The following is a 12,638-nucleotide window of genomic DNA, read 5'->3' as shown; positions in this document are numbered from 1 at the left end:
GTCCATTTACAAAGAGACGGACCCACCATTTTCCTGATCCCTTTGGTTTTTCAACGATACCTCTATCCTTTCCGTCTTTTCGCGCCATGATATCCCCCTACTTTTTCTTTCCAATGAATTTCGTGCTCTTAGTTTTCTGTACCTTTTGAGCGGCTAACTCCTCTTCCTTTTTTTTCATCTGGTATTTCCGAACCTTGTTCGTGTTGTAGCAGGTATTTGAACAGAATTTGGTTCGGTCTGATGCAGCAAGAAACAGATTTTTGCAATAAGGACAAGGAATTATTTTCCCCTGTCCCATTAAATCCCACATGGCCATTAATGCAAAATAGCCTTCCAGGCTTAGGGCATTCCAACATAATTCGTACCGATCAGTCTGAATGTTCCAATCTAATTCTGGCGGACCTGCAACCCCTCCGAACCCCATTTTGTATCGCAGAAAGATGGCCAAATCTTTTTTATGCTGAGCCAAAGAACCTGAGGAATTTACTGGGGGTTGAAATATAGACAGCCATTGGGCTTGATTTTCTCTAAAGGTTGTTATTTTCATCGGTTCCAATTCAACTAATGATGTGCTGGTTTTCCAATCATAAACAGTAAGGCCAACTGGAAGCTGTAGAGATTGATTTCGGAATAACTCAGGGGCAGCCACAATTTTCTTGGTATCCTTTACCTGTTTAGGCCGATCTTCATCAAAAGAAATAACACCGCCCTCCAGGACCCCAAATTTTTCACAAAAATGAAGAACCGCTCCATCGTCAGCAGAATCAACGGCCAGAAATTCCAAATATAAAGACTTTTGCCCTTGCCGTAACCCATCTGCCGGATAGTAAAAATCGAAAGGATTGTAGGCTTGAAAGGGAGGAAAAGGGACTATGCTGTCCCCCTCCAAGTTGACAGCACTTCGGAGCCAACTGCCTTTGAAAAAACCTTCCATGGGATTCTCCATTTCTTTAATGATCCTATTTGACTCGACACTAATAACACTATAAAGTGTTAAATACCAGTGTATATAGTGAATGTTGGTATGTTACACGCAATCCTAAAAAAGTCAAGAATCCCTAAGCAAAGGAGGGTACATGGAAAAAGCATCAGGTCGACTGTTGACGTTAATGGAATGTGAGGCTCGAACGGGACGGAAGGTCTCAACCTGGCGTAAGGCCATTGCGAAAAGAGAAATCCCCTTCGTGCGTATTGGTCGTAGTGTACGGATTCCTCAGGAAGTGATCGAAGAGATGGTTAAAAAAGGTTGGTGCGAGCCCATTAAATTGCCGGTTCCTGAAGGGTGATGAAGAAAAGTTATTTATGGGTGGGAAATTCTTTCCGGTAGACCGTGAAGTTCTCGGAAAGCTATTGGCCCACTTTCGATCCGATCAATGGACCAAACCTCTTCTTGCCTATTTTGTACTTTGTAAACATCAGCAACGAGGAAAGCCCTTTACGACGGCTGGATCTCCAGCCATTGCGAAAGTCCTGGGTACCACCCGATACCGCGCCGAGAAATTGATGCGGGAATTGGAGAAAGTCCGGTGGGGTACTGCCCCTCATGAACAAGCCATAGTAAAGCCGCACGTTCTTCAGGTCCATCTGGAAATACCTATTCCCAACTCTGTAAGCGGGTATAAAGTCAAAGGTCTTCCTCGTATAGGTTCGGATTGTATTTACCTGCCTAATTGCCTATTTGAAGGGAAAAACGGCATGCCTGCTCCTATCCAACAAATAAACAAACTTCCTTCTCGATTGGCCCAGTACGATGCCCTCAGCCTATTGCTGCACTGTTACCCCTTTCATGATGTAGAGGGAAGTGGGGGATTAGACCCCAGGCAAACATTTCATGCTCCCTGGTGTTATAAGGGTTCATGCCTAGAAGATGATGGAAGATTGGGGTATCAGGGTGTTCAGAAAAATGGGCAAGAAAAATGGCATTTTTGGCTCGTCTCCAAATCAGATAAATTGGAAGCGCCAAAATCTTTTATCGAGACGGTAACTGAGGGGAATTCAGACCGATTTTTTCAAGCCGTTCGTCATCTCAAGGAGGCAGGATTTCTAATTGAGGTGGCTATGGTGTTTGATCGTGATCCTTTGACCCATCCTTCAGCAGAACCTCTGTATCCGCTCCGAGTATTTGATTCTCTGTATCGTAAAAATGCCAAGAAGAATGCTAAGGGAACAGGAGGATTGTATTCTGAAACCTATAGTTGCTTAGATCGGTCTGGGGTGATGGATAACCAAGTGGGGGATTTCAGATATTCTACTTTCGCGTTACTTAGCGCTAACGGGGAGAATTCAGGATTTTATGTAGTGGCAGCTTTAATTAAGACCGCGAGGGTGCTGAGTGTCTTCCGATTGCGCTTTTGTCCACATGATCGAGACACGGGAATCGGATTTCAGGCTGAGGCTGATCGGGCTGCATTGTGGCAAGACCACCTATCACAAATCTTTCGGTAGGGCCACCCAACAATAAAAAACATACATGAAATCAAGGATAATCAAATGGTATCAGCACTTCAAGGTCTTCAAGAATTCAAGGAATTCAAGGGTACAACCAAGACTATAGCACCAGGCGTAACCGCCACGAGGCCGTATAAATAAAAGAAACGTTTGTTATTGTCCAGGGATATCTAAGATGAATAAAAATACATTGGCTAGAGGAGAGAAAGAGCTCAGGGTGAAGAAAAAACCGACAAAGCCGTTTCCAAGGAATCCCAGAAAATCCACAAAGGTGAAAGGGACCTTTCCCAATAATAATCATCCCAAGACTGGTCCGACCGTCCAGGCGATCATTGATGCCCTCATCAAAATGCATGGGATGATCACAAAGGCAGCAAGAATCCTTCATTGTGATGTGAAGACAATTACGAATCGAATGCGAGAATATCCTGAGATTCAAGAGGCATTAGAGGAAGCGAAAGCCCGCCGCTTGGATGAAGCAGAAACGATGCTCGATCGGAATATCGCCAAAGGCGATCAACGTGCAATAGAATTTTTCCTTTCTAAAAAAGGAAAGTCGCGTGGCTATGGTCAAGAACTCAAGGGGAAGGACGATGAAATAGATTTAGGAACCGTTGTCGCGATGTTTGAGGCAGCCCTTGAGGAGACCAAGCCGCCTTCATTTTCTCAATCTTTTGTGATGGAGTTAGGTTCCAAGGAGCTAACAGCCACATCTCAAATACCAGCGCATGAGTGAGCTTCAATCCGTAGGGAGTAGAAGGAAACCACGCACCGAAGCCCGACCCCGTGGGAGTCAGGCTCTTTCGAACAGATCATGAGTATCCATTCTTATGGTTTTGGTGGTTTAGTGCGGATTACATCAGAAACCACGCCTGATTGCGTAAAGACGATCTGTATAATATCGGATTCTGCCCCAAACATCGAAGCGGTGGCATGGTAATACGTCCAGATTTCTACTGTCCCGCTTTCATCTTGTTTCGATGTGATAGATTGAGGTGTGCCCATCAATGCTTCAATGTCGGCTTTTGTCGTAGATTGGAATTTGATCTGATTGGCGAAGTCTGGATTGATTGGATGCCCAACATGGACGCATCCGACAAAAAAGAAAGCAATCAACAATAGTTTCATTATCACACTCCCTCAATCTTGTTCTGACGAAAAAAATAAACTCCCCCTATAACTTTATTTACAAACCTTCAGTCAGTGATTTTTTATAGCTCTTCACCCTACAAAATTGTCTGAATAAAGGGAAGCAGGCGGAAGTAAGGGTAGAGTAAACGAAAAAGGCCGAGTGTGCCCCAGCCTTCTTCGTTTAAAAGAGCGTCGCGTTAACGGGAGCTTCCCGTTAACCCGAATTCAATCAGATCAGGCTACTCGTGCCTATCCTCCAGAAGGAGAAGTTATGGCTGCAAACACCAAAGCCCAAGCCAGTGAGGAGGCAGTCTTGTTGTGATTTAGGGGATTGGTTCCGAGCAATTGATCGTCGATCGCTCTAAAAAGTCCAGCCTGTGAAGGAAAATCCTTCCAAAAAGGGCCTTTAGGGAAAAGACAGGAGCTAGAAAGAAAGGTCCTAATTCACTCACTGAGGAAGTGAATTGAAGGGGTAAGCCTTTCGGCAAGGTGACTCCCTGCTAAGACATGTAGCAGACAGGGTTCACTCTATTTATTTGCCTTATTATAAATGTCGTGAATTATTTTTCATTGTCCGGTAGGAAACGGAGCGAGGCAATTCTGAGATCTTTGATTCGACTAGACTGTTTTGAGGATAGGAGGCCAGCTTTCAAATCTTTAACCTGTTTTTCAAACCACGCTCCAATAGGCTCATCCGCAAAAATGGTTTCAGAAGATGGAAGCTTTTGAAAACTAGAGATGTAGGACCTACAAAACGCATGCATAATATCCCATTTGATTTCCGCAGAACTGGAAGCAATGGGGACCCTAGATTTCTTAATAGAGGGTTTTTTTGTGGGTTTGTGAATTTCATTTTTTGTGTAATTCCAGTTTATTCCAATCCCTTCAAGTTGCTTTATTTGTTCATCTGAAAGCCTATCTTTATTTGGGATAATTTCCTTGTAAAGCCATTGTCCAATAGCAATATTTTTGTGGCGGGTGAACTCCGAAGGCGGTTGTTGTCCAGTCCTTTGAACATAGTCTTTATAGGCCTTATATTTCGAATCCCAGATGTAAATTTCCTTAGAGGAGCTAGATTTCGGGGGAGAATGTTTTTTTGTGGGTCTAATAATGTCTTTTTTTGTCGATTTCAAGGTTAAAAATGACCAACCTCGATCATCAAAATTTTTTACCCATTCCGCTGTTAGTTTGGATTTTTTTTGATAATCGAGAAGGTTGTCCTCCCACTCTTTTTTGTTGTTTACCTTATTTTTTCTGTTTACTTTCTTGAGAATCCACTCAAAACCTAAATCGTCAAAACGTTTGACCCATTCCGCTGACAGTTTGGATTTATTTTGTCGAACGTTATTTGAGATCCAATTGCCAATGGCAATGCCTTGGTGTTTAGTCCTCCGCTGCGGTTGCTTGCCGGTCTTTTCAACATAATCTTTATATGCAGCGAAGTTTTGATCCCAATGATCTTTTTGAGGGTCCCATATTATTCCTAAACCTTCCTCCATTTTTTTGATACGGTCTGGAGGCATCTTCCCTCGTTTGTAACATTGCCGTTGATGTGTCAACCAATTACCAATTTTTAAAACTTTGTCTTCTGTGATTTGGTGCAAAGAAATCTGTTCAGGATAAGAGGTATTTGAAATTCTACCGCTGGGTTCTATGTAAACCTCTTCCCCACTCCTAGGTAACCGTCCCTCTATCGTGAGGAATTCTTTGCAAGTATTCAAATACTCTTCCCATCTTTCCTCGTGATCTAGATCGGATTCCCACTGAAGCCCAAGGCTATCCAATAATTCAGTGCGATCAGATGGCAAAAGTCCTTTTCTGTAAGCCTTTTTCTGGGCTTGGAGCCATCGTCCAATTTTAAATCCCTCATACTCTGATTCTGTGGAGGGCTCTCCCCCTCCCCACTGCCTCATATACTCCTGCAAGGCCCCAAACCGTAAATGCCAGCGTTCCCCTACCTTTTCCATTACTTCAAGCGTAAAAGCTTGCTGATAATCTGAGAACGGAATATGCTTTGGAAACCCCATGAGAATTGTTTGACAATCCACAAACGGTTGCCTTGCCACCGCATCCTTTTGGCCCAGGACAGGGAATTCTCCCTTTCCCTGCTTAATCCGTGTATTGGCAATAGTGGCAGACAATCGGTCATCTTGACTCGCCATAGCGGAAAGTACCTGCCAGACCGTAATGAAATTACTGCTTTCTAAGATGTGTTCTGCGTCTTCTTTCTCTTGCACCAACACGGGAATAATGATGGCAGCATCTTTTTTCCCTGGAGCGCGACGCAAGGCCCTTCCCGTCGCCTGAACAATATCAATAACGGACTGGCGAGGGTCAGCAAAAAAAATTCCATCTACAAGAGGGACATTCACGCCTTCCCCCAGACACCGGGCATTTGCAATGACCCCGAGAGGGCTCAATGAAAATTGCCGCATGATTTTTGAACGGATTCCTATGGGCATTTCCCCTGAGATATACCCAGCCAGATAATTTAAGTTTGAATCTATTTTCTTTAACACTGAGGGGAAACTTTCAGGACGACGCGCATCTACAAATTGTGCAGCCGCTAGTACTCGATTGTGAAAGCTGAAGACTTTTTTGATTCCATATGTGGTGATTGCTTTAGCCAGAGCAATTTGTTTTGCCAAGTGTTCTGCCTTCCACCTTTCTGCGTCCTCAAGCTGAACTATTCCCCCCTCTCGGACCAGTTGGGCTATTTCCGCCTCAGTCACCCCAATTACTACAATTCGATAATCACAAATGACACCCTCTTGAATGGCCCTCCCAAAGGGAAACCGAAATAGCACAGGCCCAAACCGGGAGGGATCATCCATTGAACAAATTTCCGGTTGCTCCTCCGAAGTTTCCTTCCTCGAGGTTTTAGGAGCAAGAATTCTTGGGGTAGCCGTCATAAACAGCCGTTTTTGAGCACGGATGAGCGTATTGTCCAGGATATGGGAAAAGGAGCCCTGCAATGGGCCCGCTATGCGGTGCGCTTCATCACAGATAACAAGGTCAAACTGGAAATTCTGGAGATTGGGGTCTTTTAGGGCCTCAACAATAACTGTGCCGCTATGATAGGTTGCCAATACCACATGGGGAACCGAAGGGCTTTGGTATAGGAAGGTCAGGAGGTCTGCCGCTGAAGTTGAAACTTTAACATCCAATTCCGAAGTTTGAATTCCCCAACTATCATCCTTCTGGAGCACATCCACTGTAGGATCGCTACAAATACAGATGTATCGAAAGGGTTGTGCCTTTGCACGATGCCATTCCCCCAGGGTTTGCCGGACCAGGGCCAAACTGGGAACCAAGACTAAAATCCATTGGCTCCCCAGACGATCGACTACCCATTTTCCGATAAGGGTTTTGCCGGCTCCACAGGCTAATATGGCCTGTCCCCTTGCATGCTCCCTTAACCCATTTGTTATGGCATCAAGGGCCTCAATTTGAAAGGGTTTTGGGCAAGGTGGTGGTTCAATTTGAGGTTGCTGGGTGCATACATAGCCCCAAAGAAAATCAAAAAATACCGGATCAAGTTCCAAGAATGTATTCACTAAAATTTGGCCGTGTTCTTTTCGATCTTTGGCAATAGTCGGCAAATCTTCAACATTGGAAATGACTAATCGGAAATCCGCTCTGTCACTTATCATGTAGAAGGTGGATAGCTCACGCTGGGAAGGAGTGTCTGACCGATTGCTCCTAAATTTCGCTTGATAGGCTGTAATGGTCCCATCATGGTGTTGGAGAAGGCCGTCTATTCCTCGATCTTGAAAGGTTGGCGTACCTAACTTCTGAAGGATGTGTTGGGGAATGTCTGATCCCCGCCAAACGTTCTGAGCTTGATATAAATCCTTATGAAGGGTAAAGAAGGCATGACAAAATTCCTCGAACCCTTCGCCTCGTTTTTGTTCTGTTGGAAGGGATATAATTCTTGCTTCCAGTGTGTCCCAATTTTGGATTCCGGATTCAAGGATTTGGCTTAAAATGGGATACATTACTTTGTAGTCTCCGGCCTTGATTGAAAATGTGTAAGAAGAGAGGCTTTACAATGTGCGTGATAACCAACTTCACACCGGAAACGAATGATCAAATTACAGTGATTAGGCTACCTCCGATATTTAAAGGGAGGTGGCTATCTTCGGCTCGCACTTAAAACCACCATTCACTTTTTGGTAGTTTATAAAATACGAAAAACTTCCCCACCAACTTCCGACCAAGGAGGTTCGGCAACTGTACGCATTCCAGCTTAATAAGCAAGCCCCCTCCAAAGGCGGGAGATAGGATTTGGTTCTTAGGATGAGACTTGCTGGAAGCAAAAAGTCCAAGCCCAAGTAGTCAAAACTTTGACTAAGTTTAAGAGGAATACGGTTATCTTTAGCATAAGATTTTAACAGGAAATGGATTGCGGCTGGTCTTCCCATTTGAGACATCTTTGAGTATTATAAAGGACGCAATTCTTATCTAGTTTTTCCCTCTGGCTAAGAACTCCGGCAGTTTCTTAATAGGTAACAAATAATGGCTACTCCAACAATCCCTGATTGGACCATTGTTATTGTTGGACAATGGAATCCGCATATTTTTTCTCCCGATTGGGTGGGTAGAAATTTATTTCATGTGGAAACTGTAAATAGTGAATTGTTGGTAGGACCGGTGTTTAATACCATTCGTCATCAATCTCAGAATCTTATTCTTATTCCTGGTAGGGATCGGTTAGTTTTTAACGTGAATACCTTAGAAAATGCTGTCCTCCTTGAAATGGAATCTGCCGCCAGGGAAACTCTGAGTCATTTGCCCCATACACCAGTGCGAGCATTAGGATTTAACTTTGGATTTCTTGAAAGTGAACCTACGGCTCATTTACTCAACACTTTTAACCTGAATGACAATGGACAGTTTGTTGATGAAGGATATTTTCCCGAGACGACCGAGATTAGCAGGGAGTTTAATTTGGAACCATGCAAGCTAAGACTGAAAATGGCACTTAAAAACAGGGAGGTTAAAATTCATTTCAATTTCAACCATAGTATATCCTCGGTCCAAGAATTTATTGAGTCATTAGGCCAACGAATACTGGAGTATCGCCAGATTTCCGAAAATGTCCTGGAAAGAGTGCTCCACTTAACGGAAAGGGAGGTACAAGTAGATGGAAACAGAGAGTCTTAATATAGAAGCAGATTCAGATTTTTCTTTGCCAACACTTAAAATATCTAAGATTGAAAAAAGAAACATTGAGGCAACTATCATTACCTCGATTTCTACAGAGACTTCGGTTTTTGGGGATCGGATCTTAGTTCGAGGCAACGAAAATAAAATGATTAAAATTCCAACAAACATTTCCCATCAGAGCACAGTTCACAAAAACATCCTTGCAAATCTACGACCTGACGATATTGAGACGAGTACTGGTAATGAGATGTAAACCATTTTTGATACATGCCCGAATTGGACCACCAAGATAATTTTTCTTTATTCTTCGCTTATCGCCATGGGCCACCTGTACCCGATCTCCTTCAGGGTGATCTTTTAGAAAAAACAAAGAAATCGAAGCCATCATAAAGGAAGTTCATCCATATTATTTAAAAGAAGATTACACCCATTTTTTAGTACTTACGCAATCTTGTGACCTAGTTCGTAGAAATGGGAAGCCTTGTAAAGCAAGGTATATTACAATTGCAGCTGTCAGACCTCTTGATCTTTTGATTGTAAGGGAGGTTGAAAAATATCAGGACGAATTTGATAAAGCTGGGAAAGTGTGCTCAAAAAACAAAAAAATATTATTAATGGATTTCCTAAAGAAACTTCTTAATAATAATGACCCCGAGCACTTCTACCTTCACGGAGAAACGTTAGAGTTTCCTAAATCACACTGCGCATTTTTACGATTGTCAATCTCAATAAAAGCCCCCCTCCATTACGAGGCTTGTTATAGGGCAAGAATTCTATCTCTTACAGATGTTTTTCAAGCAAAATTAGGCTGGCTTGTGGGTAGTATGTACTCTCGTGTTGGAACAGATGATTGGGTGCCCACGGTAGAAACTAGTTCACAATTAAACAAAAGGATCAAAGGACTTCTAGCGCGACCCTGTGAATGGGTAGATGACAAAAAACTTAGCGAAGCAAAAAAAAGTTTTTCTTTGTCAGGCCAAATACAACAAGCTTCAGAGGAGGCTATAAGGAAACACATTTCAAATGCAATCATTCCAGACTATACTAGTTTGGCTGCGGATGCTGTAATTGACGAATTACGGAAACTGGGCACTATTGGGGATGACCAAACAGCAATAAGGATCAAAAATCGGCTGAAAACTAATTCAGTTTTTAAGCAATACACAAATATCCCAACAGAAGAAAGGGAATTTGACTTTTAATAATTATATTTTCTTTAAGGGCAATTAGAAAATTTTTTGATCCCAGTTTTACTCCCAGTTCACTCCCAGTTTTGATCCCGATTCTAGATCTATCCCAATCATTAACAATCATAGATCGAAAGGCAAAACGCTTGTATTGGTAAGCGAAATGTGACAATTTATCTCACTTAATCATTCTGTATCACAGGAGGGTGGGATAGGATTCTGGATCTGGCTGCCCAGGTTCGATCCCTGGTCCCCCAGCCAACTTTCCAAGTTTCCACATTTCTTCCGCAAAATACATCGCTCAGGGAATAATCCACCCGGTTTTAGCTTAATGGCCGGATGGGCGCGAGGTCCCCTATTTCTGTAATTTCTTGAGTTCACTCCACCCACGGAGACGGAAAGCTTAGGATAGGAAGAAACGTTTCTGTCTGATTGTTGAACTGGTTAAGTATTCCTGAGAAAATTAAAGTGGAAAGGGGGATGATCACCTCTGAATGAAGCTTGAGTGTCCAGGGTCGGATGGGAAAAGACACCATGTCATATTGCAAAGAATGATCTTGAAAGAGGGGACGCCATGAATCTTCATCATCGCGGTACAGAGCTGATTGATGCATTGAAGGGCCATGTACTAGAGGTCCTTCATGGGCATCCGGATGCAGCGCCGGGAGGAACGGGAGTTTTTCAGGAGGAAATCGCCCGTCGGGCAGGGTTGCATAATATGGGCACCGGGGAATTGGACCACACTTGTGGTGAAATGTTGCGGTTGCTCCATAAGGAAGGCAAGATTAAACTCGTTGATGAGGCCGAGCCCTATGAAAAGAGGAAGCGCTGGTGTTTGAATTCACAATAAGTTTCTGATCGTTTCTTCAATTTTGGATTTCTATTGATGAGGATTGTTTTTGAGAGGTCGCCTGGAGAAGGCGTGATCATAAACAAAACGCTTTTCTTGAAAATCCCCTGGATGAGATTTTACTCTTATTTGCTTTTTTCTCATAAAAATTGCAAGAGGTTATCTTTCCTCTTATCAAAGAACGGCCTCTATACGCTTTGAGGAAATGGTCTCTAGGGTAGGGGTAATTTCACACTGATAGCCCCCGCTAACTCACCTTCTTTTCCCCCTTCTTTTTCGTAGCCAGATATATCTCTTTCACCTTTGGGCCCCCCCATGACAGATTAAGCAAGCTTTCTCATAATAGAGTGGCAGCATGACTTGTACACTCCTTTCATCTTCAATGGTCTTACTGAGAACTTCATTCCGATCGCCAGGAGCAGAAGTTGCAAAGGTTTGCATCATTTCTCTTTCAAAGACATCAGCTTTGTTTTTGGGGTTTCTTAAAAAATGATCAGGCGCCGTCTGCTTTAAATAGACTTTTGACCAATTTTGGAAACGCTTGGCGGTTTCGGTGCCAAAGGTGGCGGGAATGAGCCCTTTGAACTTGACGCCTTTAAAGTTTATGACTGTTTGATAGCTTGCTACGGTTTTCTGACTTTCTTCTACAAGTCTGGTCAATAATGGCTTGGCTTGATCTGGAATTTGTGCATTCTGCAGGTTATGTAAATCGATTCCCATTCGTTCCTTGTATAACCCTACCATCTGTTCCTTAAATGCCTCAGGGGTAAAGCCCTTGTCGCCTTTGCTTGGATCATTGATTAACGCTTGATTCTGGCCGATTGTCACTCGGCCTGCATCCAGCAATGTGGCCAAAAGACGACCGGTTTCCACAATATCGGAATTGGCATGGGCCATCACCGGACTGATCCATACACACCAGATCATGAACGCACCCCATCTTCTCAAAACTCGACGGGACATCTGTTTCATACTGTCTCTCCCTAAAGGATAAGGATATCGCAAAATTCTTGAGACAACTTCCGGATCATCCTTTGAAGCATAAAATGTTCACAAGGAAAAAGTAGAGGACACGAGAAAAAGCAATTTTCCCATGAAGCTGAAAGGATGCTGTTTGGGACCTCCTTCACGTTATGCGCCAAAGAATACAAGAACCTGAAAATCTGTTCAACTCAGAAAAGGAAGTAGGGAAAGTGGGAAGACGGAGACGCCGGTCATTCTGGGGTAACCCATTTGGGGCATAAGGCATAAATAGGTGGCTCGCGGGGACTACAGCAATTCCATATGATCTTACCCGTGACGACTACCTAATAATTGGGCGTCATCGGGATATTCAGGAAAAACCTGTCAGATTCAGGTTCATGGGAAGGAAGTATGATCGAAGTTCAGTATTGAATTCATGACCCAAATCAGTGGCGAAAACAAAGCCGTAATTAACACTTAGTTGGATGGACGGGACGACTTGTGGCAGCAGTAGTAAGACAGTTAATGGTTGAATGCGAGGCGGACCTGGTCGGTGCTTTGCGTTGCTCTTGTTCGCCCGTAAGTGGGCTACGATTGGAAAAAGATAAATGCTTTTTTCTTGGGCATTTTCCTGCCTAAAAAAAGTCTATGATGTCCTGGCGATTTCCGCCCCTAAACACATGATAAGCTTATGTTTCTCGATTTCTATCCCTTGTTAATCTTTCCACACCAAAATCCCTACGGTACATAGCCTGAAGGAATGTGGGAAGAGGTTATGTGACTGGATGGCCATCCCTTCTTGAAAATGCGCATCACGCCTAAAGTTCATAAAAAATCTGGTCGATAAAAAACCGTAGTCATATGTACCCTGCTATTCGTTGCCGTCATTG

The 12,638-nt window shown here is 43.4% G+C and carries 11 protein-coding genes and 1 pseudogene; 7 read left to right on the top strand and 5 right to left on the bottom strand.

Going from position 1 to position 12,638, the window contains the following annotated elements; translation table 11 throughout:
- Positions 1-97 precede the first annotated feature (97 nt).
- Complete coding sequence (locus LX98_RS14525) at positions 98-784, bottom strand: hypothetical protein (protein WP_496429587.1); 687 nt, start codon at positions 782-784, stop codon at positions 98-100.
- Between the two features lie 292 nt (positions 785-1,076).
- Between LX98_RS14525 and LX98_RS14520 the strand changes: the two genes are divergently transcribed.
- The 3 genes from LX98_RS14520 (at position 1,077) to LX98_RS14510 (ending at position 3,184) form a co-directional block, all read left to right on the top strand.
- Complete coding sequence (locus LX98_RS14520) at positions 1,077-1,286, top strand: excisionase family DNA-binding protein (protein WP_496429586.1); 210 nt, start codon at positions 1,077-1,079, stop codon at positions 1,284-1,286.
- A 16-nt stretch (positions 1,287-1,302) separates the two neighbouring features.
- Positions 1,303-2,445, top strand: coding sequence for a hypothetical protein (locus LX98_RS14515; RefSeq protein WP_496429585.1), 1,143 nt, complete (start codon positions 1,303-1,305; stop codon positions 2,443-2,445).
- A gap of 178 nt (positions 2,446-2,623) precedes the next feature.
- Positions 2,624-3,184 carry a hypothetical protein gene (locus tag LX98_RS14510; protein WP_496429584.1) on the top strand — a complete coding sequence of 187 codons (561 nt, stop codon included), beginning with the start codon at positions 2,624-2,626 and terminating at the stop codon, positions 3,182-3,184.
- A gap of 92 nt (positions 3,185-3,276) precedes the next feature.
- Here LX98_RS14510 and LX98_RS14505 read toward each other — a convergent pair whose 3' ends face one another.
- The 3 genes and pseudogenes from LX98_RS14505 to LX98_RS14495 all read right to left on the bottom strand — a co-directional run.
- On the bottom strand, positions 3,277-3,576 hold the full coding sequence (locus tag LX98_RS14505; protein ID WP_496429583.1) for a hypothetical protein: 300 nt from the start codon (positions 3,574-3,576) through the stop codon (positions 3,277-3,279).
- Positions 3,577-4,139: 563 nt separating this feature from the next.
- A complete protein-coding gene (locus LX98_RS14500) occupies positions 4,140-6,413 on the bottom strand; it encodes a Helicase associated domain protein (RefSeq protein WP_496430612.1) in 2,274 nt (757 codons plus the stop codon).
- Between the two features lie 72 nt (positions 6,414-6,485).
- Positions 6,486-7,232 (bottom strand): annotated as a pseudogene (locus tag LX98_RS14495) (DEAD/DEAH box helicase family protein); the annotation flags it as partial.
- 865 nt (positions 7,233-8,097) lie between these two features.
- On the opposite strand from LX98_RS14495, the gene LX98_RS14490 reads away from it, so the two are divergent.
- From LX98_RS14490 to LX98_RS14475, 4 genes are all read left to right on the top strand, one after another.
- Positions 8,098-8,745, top strand: coding sequence for a hypothetical protein (locus LX98_RS14490; protein ID WP_496429582.1), 648 nt, complete (start codon positions 8,098-8,100; stop codon positions 8,743-8,745).
- A complete protein-coding gene (locus LX98_RS14485; RefSeq protein WP_496429581.1) occupies positions 8,726-9,001 on the top strand; it encodes a hypothetical protein in 276 nt (91 codons plus the stop codon). The genes LX98_RS14490 and LX98_RS14485 overlap by 20 nt, the downstream gene beginning before the upstream one ends.
- 277 nt (positions 9,002-9,278) lie before the next feature.
- Entirely contained in the window at positions 9,279-9,950 is a 672-nt protein-coding gene (locus LX98_RS14480; RefSeq protein WP_496429580.1) for a hypothetical protein, read from the top strand.
- 559 nt (positions 9,951-10,509) lie between these two features.
- The gene (locus LX98_RS14475; RefSeq protein WP_496429579.1) at positions 10,510-10,785 is read left to right on the top strand and encodes a hypothetical protein; all 276 of its coding nucleotides are present in this window, start codon (positions 10,510-10,512) and stop codon (positions 10,783-10,785) included.
- Between the two features lie 297 nt (positions 10,786-11,082).
- On the opposite strand, the gene LX98_RS14470 is transcribed toward LX98_RS14475, so the two are convergent.
- A complete protein-coding gene (locus LX98_RS14470) occupies positions 11,083-11,682 on the bottom strand; it encodes a c-type heme family protein (RefSeq protein WP_496429578.1) in 600 nt (199 codons plus the stop codon).
- Between the last annotated feature and the right edge of the window lie 956 nt (positions 11,683-12,638).

Source organism: Nitrospira marina (genome assembly GCF_059568365.1).
Note: the sequence above shows the minus strand (reverse complement) of the source record. Positions and strands in the feature narration are given on the sequence as shown.